The organism is methane-oxidizing endosymbiont of Gigantopelta aegis, from assembly GCF_016097405.1.
In the GTDB taxonomy this organism is placed as follows: domain Bacteria; phylum Pseudomonadota; class Gammaproteobacteria; order Methylococcales; family Methylomonadaceae; genus Methylomarinum.
The window spans coordinates 396984-415382 of sequence record NZ_JAEHGD010000002.1; the positions used below are offsets into that span (position 1 = coordinate 396984).

Here is an 18399-nt window from a genome sequence, read left to right on the forward strand (position 1 = left end):
GGTTATTCCTTAGTGACTCGGTCGATTTCTTCGAGTGACGTTATGCCTTGTTTGACTTTCAGTAAACCGGATAAACGTAAATCATTTATACCTTCACTGAGCGATAATTCTGCCAATTCCATCGCATTTCCGCCTTTTAAAATCAGTGCACGCATGTTTTCGCTGATAGTCATCACCTGGTAAATTCCGACCCGACCTTTGTAGCCTCGGGTGCAATGCTCGCAGCCGTCGTCATTGGCAATAAAAATTTCAAGGTTGTCAATTTCGTCGGCTTTAAAACCGGCATCAAGGTAAATTTTTTCAGGGTAATCGGCTGGTTTTTTACAGTGTTCACATAGTCGACGGGCCAAGCGCTGGGCCATGACCAAGTTAATCGCCGACACGATATTAAATGGCTCGATACCCATTTGCATCAGGCGGTTGATAGTTTGTGGCGCATCGTTGGTATGTAGAGTGGAAAGTACCAAGTGGCCGGTTTGTGCGGCTTTTACGGCAATACTGGCCGTTTCTAAGTCACGGATTTCGCCCACCATGATAATATCGGGATCTTGCCGCAGGAAGGCTTTCAAGGCTTCAGCAAAGGTCAGGCCAGCTTTGGGATTGACATTGACTTGGTTAATGCCTTCAACGGTGATTTCCACAGGATCCTCTGCTGTGGAAATATTTCTTTCCATGCTGTTTAGAATATTGAGACCAGTATAGAGTGAGACTGTTTTACCGCTTCCGGTCGGGCCTGTTACTAGAACCATGCCATAAGGCTTATGGATTGCGCTTAAAAAAAGTTCTTGCTGCTCCGGTTCAAAGCCTAATTTTTCAATGCCCATCTGGGCGCTGGTTGGGTCTAATATTCTGAGAACGACCTTTTCGCCGTATAAAGTTGGACAGGTGTTGACCCGGAAATCAATCGCCCGGTTTTTGGATAGTTGCATTTTGATACGGCCATCCTGGGGAACACGGCGTTCGGCGATATCCATACGTGACATGACCTTGATACGGGAAATAATCCGGTTTGAAATATTGACCGGTGGCGAGGCGGCTTCATACAAAATTCCATCGCTGCGATAGCGGATGCGAAATTTTTTTTCAAAGGGTTCCAGGTGAATATCCGAAACACCTTTTTTAATCGCATCCAGCAGGATTTTATTGACAAAACGGACAATGGGGGCGTCATCGACATCGGAGGTGTCCTCTGGTGGTTTCTCTTCTTCACCTGAGGAAATGTCGATATTATCCAGATCCTCATCTAGAAGATCAGTCATTGCCGTTTCTGCGGCCTCTAAAGCGGCGTCTATCGCCTTACTGAGCTTGTCTTCTTCAACCAGAATATTTTCGGTATTCAGCCGGGTATGGAATTTTATTTCATCCAGTGCCTGGAAATTGGTTGGGTCAGAGGTGGCAACGAACAAACGATTGCCGCGTTTGAACAGGGGTAAGGCATGATGTTGGCGAATCAGTTTTTCATCGAGTAATTTTGTGGGTAGGGCAGAGATGTCAATCGCATCTAGGTCGAAAAAAGGGACGCCAAATTCTTGTGATGCAATAGAGGCAATAATACGACTATCAATTTTGTCGTGATTAACCAGATAACTGATTAACGATATTTTTTGTTCAGCGGATGCCGCTAGCGCTTGTTGCGCGGCTTCTTTGGTTAATAATCCTTCACTAACCAGACATCGGGCAAGCCCGCTAAATTGTAATTCATTTGCAGAAGTTGACATGAATACCAAAAATACGCGTTTAAAACTGTAACCTAATAATAGTGGATAAGTTGTTTTTGTCTAAGGAATGTTGGATAAAAGTTGAATCAGAGCAGGCGACACTCTCTGCCAGAACGATGGATTCTGGCAGAGAGAGTGGTTTTTATAGCGTGGCTATTTTTTCCCGTTGCTCTAGTAGTTCTTGCAGGTGCTTTTGCAGCCGGTTTTGTTTTTGTTTTTCTTTCTCAATAACGTCAGCAGGCGCTTTGTCAATAAATTTAGGGTTGTTCAGCTTACCTTCGATGCGTGGCAGTTCTTTTTCGATCTTCTGGATTTCTTTATCCAGTCGCGCTAATTCAGCCGCTTTATCAATCAGCCCCGCCATTGGAATCAGAATACGCATTTCGCCGACTAACGCAATGGCTGATTCAGGTTCAGGTACATTTTCATCCAGCCATTCGATAGATGCCAGTCGGCCCAGTTTTAATAAATAAGCTTGGCTGTTTTCAACAAAGGCCTTGTCTTTAGTATTGCCGTTTTGCAATAAAACTGGCAATGGTTTGCCTGGGGCAATATTCATTTCGCCTCGGATGCGGCGGGTGCCGAGAATGAAGTCCATCACCCATTGAATTTGTTCGATGGCATCGCTATCGATCTGTGCACTATCGGCTTCAGGGTAGGGCTGTAACATGATGGTTTCGCCTTCAATCCCTGCGAGTGGCGCGACACGTTGCCAGATTTCTTCGGTGATGAAGGGAATTAATGGATGGGCGACGCGTAGGAGTTGTTCTAGCACAGACAGCAAGGTTCTGCGGGTTCCCCGCTGTAAAGCGGCGTTTTCTGATTGCAGGGAAATTTTGGCTAATTCCAGATACCAGTCGCAGTATTCATTCCAGGTAAATTCATAAATGGCTTGTGCAACCCGGTCAAATCGATAAAGCGCAATGTCTTTATGAACCTGTTCAATCATCTGATGTAGGCGCGATGTAATCCAAAGGTCGGCCTGCGAAAATTCAATGGCTTCGTCAGATAAGCCATTATCTTGATTTTCGGTGTTCATCAGCACGTAACGCGCAGCATTCCACAGTTTATTACAGAAATTCCGATAACCTTCGGTGCGAGCCAGGTCAAAGCGAATATCGCGTCCGGTTGAGGCGAGTGAGGCGAAGGTAAAGCGTAAGGCGTCGGTTCCGAACGAGGGAATACCATCTGGGAATTGTTTACGCGTGGCTTTTTCTATTTTTGCCGCTAGATGCGGTTGCATCATACCAGAGATGCGTTTTTTGACCAGTGTCTCAAGATCTATACCATCAATCAGGTCAATCGGATCGAGTACATTGCCTTTCGATTTAGACATTTTCTGGCCTTCGGCATCGCGTACCAGACCATGAATATAAACTTCCTTGAAGGGCACATCATCTTGAAACTTCAACCCCATCATAATCATTCTGGCGACCCAGAAGAAAATGATGTCAAAACCTGTGACCAACACACTGGTTGGATAATGCTTGGCGAGTTCAGGTGTTTGTTCGGGCCAGCCAAGAGTGGAAAACGGCCACAATGCTGATGAAAACCAGGTATCGAGAACATCTTCGTCCTGTTTTAAGGGGTAATCGGCGGCTAATTGATGGGTTTCTCGCACTTCTTGTTCATTGCGGCCGACATAGACATTGCCCAGCTCGTCATACCAGGCCGGAATGCGGTGTCCCCACCAGATTTGTCGGGAAATACACCAGTCTTGAATGTTACGCATCCATTCAAAGTAGGTGTTTTTCCAGTTATCAGGTACAAATTTGATGTTGCCGTTTTCGACGGCTTTGATGGCAGGTTTGGCCAGTGGTTCGACCTTGACATACCATTGATCAGTCAAGAATGGCTCAATGACGGCGCCGGTGCGATCACCGCGTGGCACCATTAGTTTGTGATCTTCAATTTTTTCAAGTAGGCCTTGTTGTTCCAGGTCGGCGATGATTTGTTTGCGTGCGTCAAACCGATCTAATCCGACATAGGCTTGAGGAATGAGGTTGAAGTTATCGTTATTATCGCGAATGGTAGCGTCGGCAGTAAAAATATTGATCAAACCACCATGAGGTTGGTCGGCAATCGCCGACATATCACGATGCCGACTCCAGACCTCATAGTCATTAAAATCATGTGCCGGCGTAATTTTAACGCAGCCGGTGCCGAATTCAGGATCGACATAGTCATCGGCGATAATCGGAATCTTGCGACCGGTTAATGGTAATTCGACATATTCGCCAATCAGATGTTTGTAGCGTTCATCGTCTGGATGAACGGCAACGGCAGCGTCACCTAACATGGTTTCTGGCCGGGTCGTGGCAACGATTAAATGGCCGGTTCCATTGGTAAATGGATAGCGCATATGCCACATAAAGCCATTTTCTTCTTCCGACAATACTTCAAGATCCGATACTGCCGTATGCAAAACAGGATCCCAGTTGACCAGACGTTTACCGCGGTAAATCAGGCCTTCCTCATATAATTTAATGAAAACATCCTGTACCGCTTTTGACATACCTTCGTCCATGGTGAAGCGTTCGCGGCTCCAGTCCAGTGATGCGCCCATGCGGCGTAGTTGGCGAGTGATGGTGCCGCCAGACTGTTGTTTCCATTCCCATACTTTTTCGACAAATTTTTCGCGGCCATAATCAAAGCGGGTTTTGCCTTCGGCATTGATCAAGCGCTCCACTACCATTTGGGTGGCGATGCCGGCATGGTCGGTGCCCGCCTGCCATAAAGTACAGTTACCTTTCATGCGATGGTAGCGAATCAGGGCGTCCATAATGGTATCCTGAAATGCATGGCCCATATGCAGACTGCCGGTGACGTTCGGTGGCGGAATCATAATGCAGTAGGATTCACCGTCACCTTGCGGGGCAAAATAGCCTTTTTGTTCCCAGGTGTCATACCAGCGTTGTTCGATTGCGTGTGGTGCGTAAGTTTTTTCCATGGATTTCTTATAGTGTCTGAATCATTAAGAAGGGTTAGTCTGTTTGTGCTTGTCCGCCATATTATGTGTGGTCATTTTAAAGCCGGCTTGTTGATAATGACGATAACGTTGTCGCCCCATTTTCCGGCTTTCTTGGCTGGAGGTCAGTATTTCCACGATTTTTTTGCATTGCTCAAATTGTTGCGGGATATGGGTCGATAGATTGACTACGATATCTCGCCGGTTTTTCGGTATTGGTTCGCCATTTATCAAAACTTCATCAATATCGGCAGGTGTATCATTCTGATACAGGCTATGCGGAACAAAGCTGCCAGCGCGGAAGGTCCATAATAAATCATCGATTTGCTGGCTTTGTTGGCTTGAGCCAGTTAAAACATAGCAGAATTGGCCACTGCGATAGATTTTTTCAATCAGGCGGCAGGCAAAGTGCTGGCGTTCTGTTTCCGATTCAGCTGCCAACACATAGAAAATTGCCTCAGGCATTGGCCCTGTTGAGCAGATACTGAGTCAGTAAGGGCAGCGGTCTGCCGGTAGCGCCTTTTTCCTGTCCGGTGCGCCATGCGGTACCCGCAATATCCAGATGCGCCCAGCGGTAGTCTTCGGTAAAGCGTGATAAAAAGCAGGCGGCGGTAATGGTGCCGGCATCGCGGCCGCCGATATTCGCGATATCGGCAAAATTGGAATTCAACAGCTCCTGATATTCTTCCCATAAAGGCAATCGCCAAAGACTGTCACAGGCGACTTCAGAAGCCTGAATCAAATCTTCACACAAGGCATCATCATTACCCAGTAAACCACTGGGAACTCGACCTAATGCAACTAAGCAGGCGCCGGTCAAGGTGGCCAGATCAATAACGACTTCCGGATTGAATTTGGCAGCATAAGTTAATGTGTCGCACAGAATCAAACGGCCTTCAGCATCAGTATTGAGGACTTCAATGGTTTTACCTGACATGCTGGTTAAGACATCGCCCGGCTTGTTAGCATCACCATCCGGCATATTCTCGGACGACGGAACCAGGCCGATGATATTTAACGGCAGTTGCAGTTCTGCTGCGGCTTGTAATGTGCCAAGAACCGTAGCGCCACCGCACATATCGTATTTCATTTCATCCATACCGGCGCCGGGCTTCAGGCTGATGCCACCCGCATCAAAGGTCAGTCCTTTGCCAACCAAAACGATGGGACGGGTTTCAGGGCTCGCGCCGCGATAGTTTAGCGTAATCAGTTTAGCCGGTTGACGGCTGCCTCGGGTGACCGAAAGCAAGGCCCCCATGCCTAAAGCTTCCATGTGGCTTTCTTCTAGGATTTCTACGTCAAGGTTTTCAAACCGCTCGGCTAATAATTCGGCTTGTTGGGCCAGATAGCTTGGTGTGCAGATATTGCCGGGAAGGTCGGCGAGTTGTTTGGTCAAGTCCATTCCGCGAGCGATTGCCAATCCCTGTTGCAGGCCTTTTTCCGCCGTGCTTAATGTTTCGTTATCGGCTAAAATTTTAAGGTGTTGCAGGGTAATTTTATTGTCTTCAATATTTTTAGTGACATCATATTGATATAAGGTATCGTTGAAGACCTCAATAATTTGTCTGATCTTCCAGGTATTATCGGACTGTGGGACATCAATGTCGGTCAATGCGGCCGTAGCTGACTTTAGTTTGCTGCTTTTCAAGGCTTTGGCTGCCGCGGCTAATGCTTTACGGAAAGATTTTCGGTCGATTTTATCGGCCTGGCCAAAGCCTACGAGTAAAATGCGCTTGATTGGATGCTCTGGAAAATAGTTAAGCCATAAGGTTTCGGCATTTTTCCCGCTAATATCGCCCTGTTCGATTAAGGTATCGATAAGATTGTTGTATTGTTGATTCAGTGCGGTCGCCATTTTAGGCAGTTGGCGATTCTCAAAAACGCCAATAATTAAGCATTCGGTTTGGAGATTGTCTGCCGTGGAGCTTTCTATAGAATAATCCATAATGCCTGTATGATAAGTAGGTTAAAAAATATTCATCAAAATTATACAACAGAATAACGAATATATGTTTGAACGCGATGTGAGGAATGATGACTGCCTTGGAGAAATAAGAAAATGACCATTCTGGATAAAATGATCATTAAGGATTTGTTTAAAACGATGCTGGCCATCTTATCGGTTATTGTTGTGATTATTGTGAGCCGCAAATTTATCCGGATTCTGGCCAAAGCGATTGATGGGCAGCTCTCGGTTGATGCGGTGATGGGGATGTTGGGCTATAAGATCATTGTGGTATCGACTTTATTCTTACCGGCGGCCGTATTTATGGCGGTTTTAATGGTGTTGGGCAGGATGTATCGCGATCAGGAAATGGCGGCTATCGCTTCGGCTGGTGGCGGTGTCGGTTTGATTTATAAATCTGTATTTATGTTTGTTATCCCTTTGATGGTTGGTGCAGGGGGGTTATCGTTAACGGTTGCGCCTTGGGCGGAAGCGCAAATGCAGATTTTGACCGAAAAAGATCAAAGTGTTTTGAATGTTAAGGGTATTGAAGCAGGGCGTTTCAGTGAATATCGGCAAGGGCGCATTGTTTTTTACGCCGAAGATGTGGATAAAGACGAGAAAATGCAGCATGTGTTTATGCAAACCAAGGCGAAAAACGGCAACAAGGCGATTGTGAGTGCAAATACGGGGGTGTTGCGATATCAATCGGATGGCTTATTTTTGATTCTCAGCGAGGGTGAGCGTGTGCAAGGGAAACCTGGCCATAGAGATTTTATACTGGAATCTTTTGCACAATATGGCGTGCTGATTGAACAAACTGTTCGCGCCGTTTCTTTGCATTTAAACGCTTTGCCTGTTGAAGCGTTGTTGGGATCAAATGATGTTAAAAAAATTGCCGAATTGCAAAACCGCCTGTCGGTGCCTTTAGGGGTTTTTTTTCTGGCTTTTTTGGCTGTGCCTCTGGCAAAGCTGAGTCCGCGGGGTGGTGTTTACGGTAGCTTGTTGGTCGCGTTTGCGATTTATTTTATCTACGCTAACTTGAAAAGGGTGGCGCAGAGTTGGGTCGTGTCGGGTGCCATATCACCCTGGCAAGGTTATGTTTGGGTTTATGGCCTTATGTTTCTGACCGGCATGGTGTTATTGGGGCGCTTATACGGCTGGAAATGGGTAAAACAGCAGGTTTTTAAATGAAGGTACTGACACGTTATATCGTCTGGGAAATTGTTAAAGGAGCATTGCTTGCCCAGTTGCTCTTGAATACGCTGTTCACATTAGTGACCTTCAGTGATGAATTGAAAGATTTGGGTGTCGGTCATTATGGCTTAAAAGAAATCGGACTTTTTTTATTATTGATTACGCCGCGTACATTTTATGAGCTAATGCCTTCTGCAGCGTTATTAGGTAGTTTGTTCGTGGTTGGGGCCATGGCGAATAACCGGGAAATTATTGCCATGCGTGCAGCGGGGTGTTCGATCTTCTGGATTATTCGCAGCATTATGCTGGCGGGTGTATTTTTGGTATTTATTGGCTTGCTTGTCGGCGAAATGATTGCGCCGGAATCGGAGCAAAAAGCGCAAATACTTCGCGCCGAAGCCCAGAATACGAAACCTGTTGCCAGTACCCCTTATGGTATGTGGTTACGAGAGGGTGATTTTTTCATCAATGTCGCGCAGGTTCCGGAAGAGCATGTATTGGCGGATGTGAGTATTTATCAGTTAAGCGATCAGCGTTTAGTGTTATGGAAACAGGCAAAAAAAGCTGTTTTTTTAAATGAAGGGCAATGGCGTTTAGAGCAGGTTGTTCAGTCAGAAATTACAGATAAGATTGTTTTGGCTGAGCAAAAAGATACTGAGATCTGGCAAACGGCGATTGAACCGGGATTGATGGATTCGGTTGTGATCACGGCAGAAGAAATGCCGATTGTGGAGTTGTACAAATATATTCAGTTTTTGCGCGAAAACAATCAAAACGCCAAGACGTTTGAGCAGGCTTTTTGGGGGCGGGTATTTAATCCATTAGCGACGTTTGCCATGCTGATGGTTTCTATACCATTTGTCGTTGGAATCCGACGCGGCGTCAGTGCGGGCGCACGGATTATGATGGGCGTTATCATCGGTTTGATGTTCAATATTGTTGACAGAATTTCCGGGCATTTAGGTTTGGTTTATGGCTTCAATCCCGTGCTGATGGCCTTGTTACCGAGTATGCTGGTATTTTTAGGTGCAGTGTATGCGATAAGAAGAGCCGAATAAGGGGGCTTGGTGACCACTGCAATAGGAAGCTGTCGTTAATTATATTGAAAAAACGTAACTGCTCACCCCGTTGTGTTTTAGTCGGAGTAGGTCATTGATTTATCAGGACACGTGAATACATCCATGTAGTTATGCATAACATCCTAAGTTATGCAAGCCTGATAAATCAACAACCTACACCTGCTTTTCAGAGGGGGCTGAGTAGATACGAAAAAACAATCTTTAAAAGGAGAGAGCAATGGCTTGGCGTGAACGAAAACATGAAGAAACCTATAATGATGAAGATGTCGTCGAACGATTGAAGCAGGAATTGCCGCATTGGTACCTGGAAAAGGGCTGGATTCGGCGTAAATATAAAACCAGTGGCTGGAAATCGACGCTGATGGTTGTGAATACGGTGGGCCATTTGGCTGAAGCAGCATTTCATCATCCTGATCTGACAGTATCTTATGCCTTTGTAATTGTAAAGCTGATGAATCATGCGGCCAAAGGCATTACCAATAAGGATTTCGAGTTGGCGAAAAAGATCGAAGAGGTCGTTATGTGGCAGCCCGGTCTTGAAGGCGGCGCATTGGAAGGCACGCCAGATGATCCACGTTTCAAATACATCAAATACGACTGAGTCGCACCGACCGGCTCATCCATTTATTCAGGAGTACAGTGTTGAAATCTATTCATTTATTTTTTGTTGTTTTATCATTTGTCAGTTTTAGTGGGCGGATGGGGTTGTCACAATTCAAGTCCGAATGGCTGCAGCAGAAATGGTTGAAAATAGCCCCGCATATTATTGATACTTGTTTATTGTTAAGCGGTGTCGCGCTGGTTTTTTATGGTCAATGGCTGGATAAGGAATATGGCTGGATTATTAGTAAACTGATTATTTTGACGGTCTATGTCATCTTAGGGATTATCGCGATGCGTAGTCAGGGCGCAAAACGATGGCTGGTCTTTTTGGCCGCCATCGCCTGTTATATCAGTATTTTTGTCATCGCAATCACCAAGCACGGTTTTATTTAAACCCGTGATGAATCAATAGCTTACGTTCTGTGCCGTAGTGAGGTCACGGATTCAGGTCATAGCTTGAATGGCTGGGATTGTTGCTCCAGCCAACGCAAGAATTGCTTACCATTTTTAGCCGGAATTTGTTCAAGAGGGATAGGTTGATGGTTATTTAAGTGTTGCCAGCGTTGTAATAGCTGATCGAGGCGTGCCTTAGACGTCACAGAAAAGTGGTAGCGTGCAAGGATTTCAGCGCGTTGCGGATGTGTAGGTGGTACAGCGTGTTGCTTGAGAGCGCAAAGCCGAACGGCAATGGCGACAATACATTCGATATTGTCTGCAATCCAGTCGCTGACGTTTTGCGCATTCATTTCGAAGCTGGAATGTTCTTCATTATCGGAAATGACTTTGATGCAATGGATTAACTCAACGCTGCTGAATTTTACTGCAATCTGATAGAACGCTGAGGCCTCCATATCACATAATGCGGTGTCCGGGTATTGCTCTGAAGGTTCTGGAACGGTGTGCAATGGCAGAAAGTCCGTTATGGGTAGGCCTACCCATTGCGGATAAAAAACATTATCTGGCTGCGTGGTATCGATGATTTTATCCGCTAAAAATAGCCTGCCTAGCGCCTGTGTCTGATGGCCGGCAATGCCAAGATTGAGCAATACCGGGCTTGATGCGGGGAAAAGTGCCAGCGTGTACGCCACAGCGGCTGCCATATTGTTCTTGTTGACACCAGTAATGGTCAAGATGACTTCGTCATGACGATAAATAGCGAAAGGGTGAGTGTCGTTTGATTTTTTCAAACGATAATGAGAAATAACGGGTTTTGCCTCACAGTGCAAAGCGCAAAAAAAGAATAACTGAGGTGATGTGCTCATTGATAGTGTTCCATAATATGCCGGTATTTTTCGGCTTCTTCGGTCTTGTTGCGTTTTAGAGCGCCCTGGCTGTAAATACGGCATTTTTTGATCAGCATGGCTTCGGCGGCGGCCTGATCATCGGCGTTAAGGATACCGCTGTCGATAATATTTTGTAGCGCTTTAATTCTAAATCGATCCATACCCCAGTAACGGGCGGACAATTGGTCGGCATGGCCGCCATATTTGATAATCAAGGGTTGTTCAATAAAAAGAACGGGATAGCGGGCTGTGATTCTTAGCCATAAGTCGTAATCTTCGCAGGCCGGTAGCGACTCATCAAACCACCCTGCCGACTCGAATACTGAACGATGAATCAGAATGGAAGAGGGCGACATGGCGCATAATGGCAGGCAATGCCGAAAAATCCAGCCACCGTTTTTTTTATGTTTTTTCATTGGGTTAACACGCTTGCCGTGGCGTACCCAGATTTCTTCTGTATGGCAGATCTTGTATTCGGGGTTGTCGATTAAGTGTCGCACTTGTGTTTCAAGTTTGTGCGGTAGCCATTCATCATCCGAATCCAGAAATGCCAGCCAATCGCCTGTTGCTTGTTCGATACCGCGGTTACGGGCATGACTGACTCCTTGATTAGGTTGGAAAATCGCGTTGATATTCGGAAATTTCTGTTTAAGCAGGTTGTAGGTGTTATCAGTCGAGCCATCATCAATAACGATGATTTCATGCGCGGGGTAACTTTGTTGCTCGACAGAGCTGAGCGCGGTTACTAGCGTTTCACGGCGATTATAGGTTGGAATAATGACCGAAATCTTCAACATGTTTACCTTAAAATTTAATTAATTGTTGCAATTTTATAAGACTTCACTTAAATTGCGAACAATACTAACTTGAAAAAGGATGGGGTGGTTTATGAAGTGTCCCATCAGTCTGGATGGAGATTAAACATGTCGGTGTGTGTTTCAGAAAATGAGGAGCGGCGTGGCCAAAGCCAGAAAATGGTTGATGAGCTACGGCAGGAAAGAAAACAGGTTTGGGCCTTGTTTTGTCAGATTGCAGAACAGAAACCATTTGAAAATGGGGATAAACTTGCACCTGTTCTGGAACAATTTGCTGAGATTCTGGTGGATTATGTGTCATTAGGCCATTTTGGTTTGTTTGAGCGAGCGTTATCTGGAAATGAGCGGCGTGCGCATATTTTTGAGGTTGTCAAGCAGGTTTATCCTTTATATGCCCAAACGACTGATGCGGTGATTATGTTTAATGACAGTTTTGATGTGGCTAACAAAAAAATTGATTTCAATGCCCTCGAGCAAAGCTTGTCACGCTTAGGTGAAGACTTAGCCAAACGGATGGATTTGGAAGACCAGGTTTGCGCGGCCTTGCTCAAAAGACAAGAAACCTCACGCTGAGTCAATATCCTTACGTATACGCTTGCCACTAAAAAGCACCCCGGTTGTCAGGGGTGCTTTTTTATGAGCCATCACTCGCCTATTGTCGTTCCCGAGCCCTGAGCGTCCTTCATTTGTTTAATAAACAAGGCACGTAAACGCTGAAATGCAGACCAGAGCGTCTTGTCCATCACGACTTGATCGCCTATGGAGACAATGACGCGGGTCAGTTCCGGGATTTTGGTCTTAGTTGAAATCAGATAGATCGGTTGTACATACAAAATCGAGTTTTCCATTGGCAAAATAATCATTCGCCCGCGCTCTACGGTCGAACCATGTTGATCCCATAAAGTAAACTGTTTGGAAATGACAGGATCCTGGTCGATCAAGGCTTCAACCTGTGCGGGGCCATTGACTTGTACATCCTTTTTAAATTTATAAATGACGACATTAGGATCATACGAGTCGTCACATTTTTCATGGTCCAGCATGCTGGCCATGCCTACCATGCTGAGGTTATCCCGGTTGATCGGCGTCATTGGGTTAATCATGACAAACTCTTCCCGGTCCTTACAATGACCGAAATCCATGGTGATAAAATAAGGACGGATGATGTGTTTTCGGGTACGAGCAAATTGCCAGGTTTCCGCCTGTTCATAGAATAACGCCGGTGTGGTCTGATGATATTTTGCAAACACTTTCATTTGCATATAAAACAAATCACGCGGATAGCGCAAATGTTTGCGTAGTACGTTTGGCATTTCATCCAATGATTTAAAGACACCTGGATAAGCCCGGTCATAGGCTCGAATAATCGGATCATCGGGTTCTGCGATATAAAAATCGACATGGCCATCATAGGCATCGACCACGATTTTTACCGAGTTACGCACATAGTTAAATTCATGCAAGCCTTCAAAAAAATCATTTTCGGCTGGCTTGGAGACGGGATAATACTTCGACAAGGTGTAAGCATCCTGAATCCAGTAGAAACGGTCTTCTGTCAACACCAGATAAGGTTCCTTGTCCAGATGCAAAAAAGGCGTCAAGGTGTTGATTCTCTCAATTAGATTACGACGCATCAGCAGCTTGCTTTTCGATGAAATATTGGTCGAAAAGAATATTTTCTCGTCCTTGAAATAAAAAGCGAACAGTAGTTTTCTAAAATAGGACGGGATCGGAATGCCGCCCGCACCCTCATAAGAGCCTTCGCTTCTTGATGATGATAAGCCGGCAATATGTAATTTATTCGGAACGATGGCATAGGTGTATTTTTCAAGGCCATAGTAAATATCCGGTATTTTGACTTTAAAGCCCACCGGAGAATACATGTTTAAATCCCTAAGATACCAAACGACAGATTTGTCAGCATCTTGCGCTGCAGGTGTAATAACAGCACCGTAGCCATGGGTGTAACGTAAGTGGGTGTTTTCCCAGCTTTGGGCTTCCGGCGGAAGTTTATTAATATTTAATTCTCGCGCCGACAAATTGACCTGTTGATAATGACCGTTTAAAAAATAGCGGTCTTCATTGACTAGCGGAAAACGATAATAAGGACGGATACCCTGAAGTTGTTGATAAACATCTTGAAGGAATTCACGATCCCACACAGGAATATTTTCAAAATGCTCTTTAGTCGACCAGTTTTTAATATCCTGACTGGCATCTAGTGTCACTTGATAATCGATAATTCTGATTTTATTTAAATCATAGGCATCCAGGGTAGCGTCAATATTGTATTGCATGAAGCTACCCTCAGCTTTTACTGGATTCGGTTGTACGATGAGTTGATTCATCAAATCAGGAATAAACTTGACTTTTTCCAGACCAAGTACCGATCCAAATAAGGCAACCGAGACCAGAAAGGGCCATTTAATTCGGTGTTTTTCTGAGAAAATAAACAGGCCTGCTGTAATGGCGACGGCCAGAAAGGTTACGATAGAGAGCCAGATTAAGGGCAGATGAAAACGCATTTCGACAAAGCCGGGGCCAAAGAAGACCGGCTCGTGGCTACTCACGTAGAGCAGGGAATAACGATCCAGTATAAATCCCCAGATGACGAACATCACCACAAACCCCATTAAGATGGTCAGATGGATTTTTGCGCCTAAAGGATATTCTTGATTTTGATTAGGGACGAAAACATGCTCTAGCCAGTAAAGAATACCGACGAGTAAAAAAAGAATAGCCGCCGTATAAAGCAGTTCCTGCTGAATCAGCATGTAAATCGGATAGGACAGCATATAGAAACTGGCATTACGGCCATAAACCGGATCGATCAGTCCTGAGTTCTCGCCAAAGAAAAACAATAACGCCTGCTCCCATTGTTCATAAAACGGGATGGCGACGACGACGGCTAGCAAAAAGGAAAGGGGAGTATATATTTTGATCGAACCATTCATAAAAACGTCGGCAAAACGTTGGAAACGCCGGCGTTTATCCGCATCAAGCAAAACTTCGTCAGGTGGATTCAAGCCTAAATAGCGCGAAGCGATCCAGAAATGGAAAAAGAATATGCCGAAAAAAAGGAGGGTGACGCCGCCGGATAGAATGAATCGGTACAGCAATCGTAGCCAGAAATAGCCTTCAAAATCCAGTGAGCGAAACCACCACAAGTCGACAAACAGATCGAGGAAAAAGAAATAGAATGCAACGTATAAAACAACGGCAACAATGATCGTTGCAAGCGCCAAAACAGGTAACAGTTTCCAGTTACGCATAATGTCCTCTGAATTTAATGGGGGTTACCGAAAACGGTGTCAAATCTGTTTTATTCTAACACCCAAAATGGATTTTATACGCCCACATATGAAATTTTCGGATTGAATAGAACGATAAGGGGCGGTTTTGGTTGTGGAGCAGAGGTTTTTTTAGGTTCCAGGCATGGCATAAATCACATAGGGTTGATCGTTTTGTCTTGGGGTGTAGGGGTCAACTGTTATCTGCATGATTGTCAAACAAATAATAATCAACCTCACCGGCCGATTTTTGTCGTCGTTGATGCCAGTTCTCAGGGATGCCAGTTAGAGAAAGGCCTTTTTCGACTTCGACATAGATTTTTGCATCGGCAGCCAGCCAGCCTTTTTGTTGCAGCCATTGGCAGGTTTGAACAGCCAGGCCTTGCTTGAAAGGCGGGTCAAGAAAAACGACATCGTAGGGCTGTATTTCACTTGTTCCAAGAAAACGGAAAACATCCTGCTGCACAATACTGATTTGGCTGGCGTTCAAGCTGTTTTTATTACTATGGAGTTGGCGACAAACCTGGGCGTTGTTGTCAACCTGAAGAACCTGTTTAGCACCGCGCGAAGCTGCTTCTACGCCTAGCGCGCCGCTGCCGGCATAAAGATCCAGGCAACGACGACCGGCGATGTCATGTTGCAGCCAATTAAACACCGTTTCGCGCACCCGGGCCGGTGTCGGTCTAAGACCCGGGGCGTCCTGGAAGGGTAATTGGCGGCTACGCCATTGGCCGCCAATAATACGCAGTTTGTTGCGCATTATTGACCACCGACGGTAACGATTTGTAACAAGGCGGGATTGATCCGGCGTGAAAAGGCATCTTTTATTGCTTCTGTTGTCACCGCATTGACTCTGTCCTGAAAGGTCTCCAAGTAATTTAATGGTAATTGATAAAAGCCAATCATGGTGACGTACTGGCTTAATTTTCGATTGGTGTCAAAGCGCATGACAAAGCCGCCAGTGATATTTTTCTTGGCTGCGATCAATTCTTCTTCACTCGGGCCGTTGCGGATAAAGTCAGACAAGGTGTTTTTCATGACTTGTAAGGCCTTTTGCGTTTGGTCGTTACGGGTTTGCAGCCCCATGATGAAAGGCCCCTTACGTGCCATCGGCGAGAAATAACTGTAGGCACTATAGGCCAGACCGCGTTTTTCACGCACTTCTTTAAACAAGCGCGAGACGAGACCGCTACCGCCTAGAATATGATTGCCGACATACAGCGGAAAATAATCCGGGTCTTTACGGGCACTGCCGGGCAGGCCTGCCAAAATATGGGTTTGCGTAGAAGGAAACGGGATATGTTGCATAGAGCCTATTTTAGGCATGGGAACATCAGGAATAGGTTCGAGTTTTTGTCCTGTTGGTAATGCGGCCGATAATGAGGAAGCCAGTTGCTGAGCCTGGCTACGATTTAAATCACCCACAATGACGATGATGGCATTATTAGCCAGATAATAGCGCTGATAGAAATCACGCAAATCCTGTGGTGTAAGTTGAGCGACAGTTTCACGGTATCCCAGAGACGGATAGGCATAAGGATGATCATGATACAGCGCTTTCATAAAAGCTAAGTTAGCCACTGCACCGGGTGATTCTTCACGATGTTTTAAAGCGGCTAAGGTACGTTTTTGTTCGCGTTGAAAATCGACCGGATTGAAGGTCGGCTGGCTCAAGATGGTTTTTAAGGTGGTGACCGCTTTATCGAACAATGGTTTTTCGGTTAGGCTGCGTAAGCTCAGGCTGGCCATTTCGACCGATGCACTACTGCCAAATTGAGCACCGACACTTTCAAACCGTTTGGCAATATCATCGGCATTCCAACGACCTGCGCCGGTATCCAGCATGGCCGCGGTTAGCGCAGCCAGCCCATGTTTGTCGCCATCTCGGATGCTGCCAGCGTCAAAGCCGACGGTAATGTCCACCAATGGTAGATTTTGCGTATGAACATAGTAAACCCGGCTGCCGTGCTCGGTCTGCCAATGTTCAATTTTAGCGGCAGCCCAAAGTGAAGAGCTAAATGTCAGAAAAAAAATGAGCAAAACTTTAATGCGCATGATGGCCTCCTGCTACCTTGCGAGACGGAGTGGAATGTTTGATGGGTTGAGGATCTAGATAAGCGATACTTAAATGATCTTCAATAAGATATTTACGGGCAACCTGACGAATTTGTTCTGGCGTAATGTGCTGAATTTTTTTGACATATTCATCGGCTTTTTGCCAGTTTAGGCCAATGGTTTCCAACATGCCAAGCTGCATGGCCTGATAAAAATTGGAGTCTTTTTCATAAATGTTATTGGCCAAAACCTGGGCTTTAACGCGCTGTAATTCCTCGTCGGAAACGAGCTCACGCTGAAGCTGATAAATTTGTTCTTTTAAGGCATATTCTAGGTCGAAGACGGTTTTACCAACAGACGGTGTAGCATCCAGCATGAATAAAGACGACATGCGTGCGTATAAATCGTAGCCCGCACCGGCAGATACCGCCAGTTGCTGCCCGCGAACCAGGCGACTGCTGAGGCGAGCGCTGTTGCCGCCATCTAAAATAGCCGCTAGCACTTCTAGCGCATAGGCTTCCCATTCCTGCTGAGCTGTTTTTAGTGAAGGTGTTTTATAACCGAGCATCACATAAGGCAGTTTAGCCGGCAGTTTGATGGTCATTTTGCGTGGCCCGAGTTGTTCCACTTCAGTTTGAGGTTTAACGGGTTTGATTTTGCTAGGCTTAAGCGGCGCAAAATGTTTCTCAGCCAACTTGAAAACAGCATCGGGGTCCACATCACCGACGACAACCAGGGTGGCATTGTTGGGCGCATACCACTTGTGATACCAGGCTTTCAAATCGTCGATGGTGTAATGAGCAATATCGGACGGCCAGCCAATAATAGGATTTTTATACGGGCTGTTACTGAACGCCATGGCCATAAAATGTTCATGGGTTTTGGCTCGGGGTTTGTCATCGGTTCGCATGCGACGTTCTTCGGTGACGACTTCACGCTCCTTTTGTAATTCGGCATCCAACAAATTCAGGTGACGCATGCGGTCAGCTTCGAGTTCAAAACTGATAGCTAAGCGAGATTTTTCCAGGGTTTGAAAATAAGCGGTGTAATCGCGTCCGGTAAAGGCGTTTTCGCGGCCGCCATTTTCGGCAATGATACGCGAAAATTCACCGGCGGGATGTTTATGGGTGCCTTTGAACATCATGTGTTCCAGCATGTGAGAAATGTCGGTAATACCGCCGGGTTCATAGCTAGCGCCGACTTTATACCAGACTTGTGATACGGCAACCGGTGAGCGTCGGTCAGGCTTGACCAATATTTTTAAACCATTGTCCAATGTCTTTTCATAAACTTCAGGTTGTGCAGCCTGTACAAAAAACGGACATAACAAAAGTAACAACAGTAATCTCATTTTCCCTCCTGGTTTCAAACTGACAGCGGTTCCGACTATTTCATTCAGTGTTAGTTCACTGTAATATACGCGATTAACGAGCAGATTTGTGAACC

At 45.7% G+C, this 18399-nt stretch carries 15 protein-coding genes; 5 read left to right on the forward strand and 10 right to left on the reverse strand.

Going from position 1 to position 18399, the window contains the following annotated elements:
* Nucleotides 1–2 precede the first annotated feature (2 nt).
* The 4 genes from pilB to JEU20_RS12830 form a co-directional block, all read right to left on the reverse strand.
* Nucleotides 3–1718 carry a type IV-A pilus assembly ATPase PilB gene (gene pilB, locus JEU20_RS12815; RefSeq protein ID WP_281066852.1) on the reverse strand — a complete coding sequence of 572 codons (1716 nt, stop codon included), beginning with the start codon at nucleotides 1716–1718 and terminating at the stop codon, nucleotides 3–5.
* 142 nt (nucleotides 1719–1860) lie between these two features.
* Nucleotides 1861–4668, reverse strand: a complete 2808-nt coding sequence (locus JEU20_RS12820) for a valine--tRNA ligase (protein ID WP_198246540.1) — start codon at nucleotides 4666–4668, stop codon at nucleotides 1861–1863.
* A 24-nt stretch (nucleotides 4669–4692) separates the two neighbouring features.
* Nucleotides 4693–5151, reverse strand: coding sequence for a DNA polymerase III subunit chi (locus tag JEU20_RS12825; protein ID WP_198246541.1), 459 nt, complete (start codon nucleotides 5149–5151; stop codon nucleotides 4693–4695).
* Nucleotides 5144–6631: a leucyl aminopeptidase gene (locus JEU20_RS12830; protein ID WP_198246542.1), complete on the reverse strand. Its 1488-nt coding sequence runs from the start codon at nucleotides 6629–6631 to the stop codon at nucleotides 5144–5146. The genes JEU20_RS12825 and JEU20_RS12830 overlap by 8 nt, the downstream gene beginning before the upstream one ends.
* A gap of 114 nt (nucleotides 6632–6745) precedes the next feature.
* On the opposite strand from JEU20_RS12830, the gene lptF reads away from it, so the two are divergent.
* The 4 genes from lptF (at nucleotide 6746) to JEU20_RS12850 (ending at nucleotide 9903) form a co-directional block, all read left to right on the forward strand.
* Nucleotides 6746–7825, forward strand: coding sequence for an LPS export ABC transporter permease LptF (gene lptF, locus JEU20_RS12835; RefSeq protein WP_245395253.1), 1080 nt, complete (start codon nucleotides 6746–6748; stop codon nucleotides 7823–7825).
* On the forward strand, nucleotides 7822–8886 hold the full coding sequence (gene lptG, locus JEU20_RS12840; RefSeq protein WP_198246543.1) for an LPS export ABC transporter permease LptG: 1065 nt from the start codon (nucleotides 7822–7824) through the stop codon (nucleotides 8884–8886). The genes lptF and lptG overlap by 4 nt, the downstream gene beginning before the upstream one ends.
* A gap of 238 nt (nucleotides 8887–9124) precedes the next feature.
* Nucleotides 9125–9508 carry a 4a-hydroxytetrahydrobiopterin dehydratase gene (locus JEU20_RS12845; protein ID WP_198246544.1) on the forward strand — a complete coding sequence of 128 codons (384 nt, stop codon included), beginning with the start codon at nucleotides 9125–9127 and terminating at the stop codon, nucleotides 9506–9508.
* Nucleotides 9509–9546: 38 nt separating this feature from the next.
* Nucleotides 9547–9903, forward strand: coding sequence for a SirB2 family protein (locus tag JEU20_RS12850; RefSeq protein WP_198246545.1), 357 nt, complete (start codon nucleotides 9547–9549; stop codon nucleotides 9901–9903).
* A gap of 56 nt (nucleotides 9904–9959) precedes the next feature.
* Here the strand turns inward: JEU20_RS12850 and JEU20_RS12855 are convergent, their stop codons facing one another.
* Both JEU20_RS12855 and JEU20_RS12860 read right to left on the reverse strand, forming a co-directional pair.
* Entirely contained in the window at nucleotides 9960–10772 is an 813-nt protein-coding gene (locus tag JEU20_RS12855; protein WP_198246546.1) for a 5'-methylthioadenosine/S-adenosylhomocysteine nucleosidase family protein, read from the reverse strand.
* The gene (locus JEU20_RS12860; protein ID WP_198246547.1) at nucleotides 10769–11590 is read right to left on the reverse strand and encodes a glycosyltransferase family 2 protein; all 822 of its coding nucleotides are present in this window, start codon (nucleotides 11588–11590) and stop codon (nucleotides 10769–10771) included. Before JEU20_RS12860 ends, JEU20_RS12855 begins: the two co-directional genes overlap by 4 nt.
* 126 nt (nucleotides 11591–11716) lie before the next feature.
* On the opposite strand from JEU20_RS12860, the gene JEU20_RS12865 reads away from it, so the two are divergent.
* Nucleotides 11717–12181: an Rsd/AlgQ family anti-sigma factor gene (locus tag JEU20_RS12865; protein WP_198246548.1), complete on the forward strand. Its 465-nt coding sequence runs from the start codon at nucleotides 11717–11719 to the stop codon at nucleotides 12179–12181.
* A gap of 71 nt (nucleotides 12182–12252) precedes the next feature.
* Here JEU20_RS12865 and JEU20_RS12870 read toward each other — a convergent pair whose 3' ends face one another.
* From JEU20_RS12870 to JEU20_RS12885, 4 genes are all read right to left on the reverse strand, one after another.
* Nucleotides 12253–14880 carry a UPF0182 family protein gene (locus JEU20_RS12870; RefSeq protein ID WP_198246549.1) on the reverse strand — a complete coding sequence of 876 codons (2628 nt, stop codon included), beginning with the start codon at nucleotides 14878–14880 and terminating at the stop codon, nucleotides 12253–12255.
* A gap of 211 nt (nucleotides 14881–15091) precedes the next feature.
* Nucleotides 15092–15658 (reverse strand): 16S rRNA (guanine(966)-N(2))-methyltransferase RsmD, encoded by a 567-nt coding sequence (gene rsmD / locus JEU20_RS12875; RefSeq protein ID WP_198246550.1) that lies wholly within the window; start codon nucleotides 15656–15658, stop codon nucleotides 15092–15094.
* On the reverse strand, nucleotides 15658–16953 hold the full coding sequence (locus JEU20_RS12880; protein WP_198246551.1) for a M16 family metallopeptidase: 1296 nt from the start codon (nucleotides 16951–16953) through the stop codon (nucleotides 15658–15660). Before JEU20_RS12880 ends, rsmD begins: the two co-directional genes overlap by 1 nt.
* On the reverse strand, nucleotides 16943–18304 hold the full coding sequence (locus tag JEU20_RS12885; protein WP_198246552.1) for a M16 family metallopeptidase: 1362 nt from the start codon (nucleotides 18302–18304) through the stop codon (nucleotides 16943–16945). Before JEU20_RS12885 ends, JEU20_RS12880 begins: the two co-directional genes overlap by 11 nt.
* Nucleotides 18305–18399 lie beyond the last annotated feature (95 nt).

Bases quoted from the DNA above. Each gene is read 5' to 3' on its own strand.
- pilB (WP_281066852.1), bottom strand. From the start codon at position 1,718: ATGTCAACTTCTGCAAATGAATTACAATTTAGCGGGCTTGCCCGATGT.
- JEU20_RS12820 (WP_198246540.1), bottom strand. From the start codon at position 4,668: ATGGAAAAAACTTACGCACCACACGCAATCGAACAACGCTGGTATGAC.
- JEU20_RS12825 (WP_198246541.1), bottom strand. From the start codon at position 5,151: ATGCCTGAGGCAATTTTCTATGTGTTGGCAGCTGAATCGGAAACAGAA.
- JEU20_RS12830 (WP_198246542.1), bottom strand. From the start codon at position 6,631: ATGGATTATTCTATAGAAAGCTCCACGGCAGACAATCTCCAAACCGAA.
- lptF (WP_245395253.1), top strand. From the start codon at position 6,746: ATGACCATTCTGGATAAAATGATCATTAAGGATTTGTTTAAAACGATG.
- lptG (WP_198246543.1), top strand. From the start codon at position 7,822: ATGAAGGTACTGACACGTTATATCGTCTGGGAAATTGTTAAAGGAGCA.
- JEU20_RS12845 (WP_198246544.1), top strand. From the start codon at position 9,125: ATGGCTTGGCGTGAACGAAAACATGAAGAAACCTATAATGATGAAGAT.
- JEU20_RS12855 (WP_198246546.1), bottom strand. From the start codon at position 10,772: ATGAGCACATCACCTCAGTTATTCTTTTTTTGCGCTTTGCACTGTGAG.
- JEU20_RS12860 (WP_198246547.1), bottom strand. From the start codon at position 11,590: ATGTTGAAGATTTCGGTCATTATTCCAACCTATAATCGCCGTGAAACG.
- JEU20_RS12865 (WP_198246548.1), top strand. From the start codon at position 11,717: ATGTCGGTGTGTGTTTCAGAAAATGAGGAGCGGCGTGGCCAAAGCCAG.
- JEU20_RS12870 (WP_198246549.1), bottom strand. From the start codon at position 14,880: ATGCGTAACTGGAAACTGTTACCTGTTTTGGCGCTTGCAACGATCATT.
- rsmD (WP_198246550.1), bottom strand. From the start codon at position 15,658: ATGCGCAACAAACTGCGTATTATTGGCGGCCAATGGCGTAGCCGCCAA.
- JEU20_RS12880 (WP_198246551.1), bottom strand. From the start codon at position 16,953: ATGCGCATTAAAGTTTTGCTCATTTTTTTTCTGACATTTAGCTCTTCA.
- JEU20_RS12885 (WP_198246552.1), bottom strand. From the start codon at position 18,304: ATGAGATTACTGTTGTTACTTTTGTTATGTCCGTTTTTTGTACAGGCT.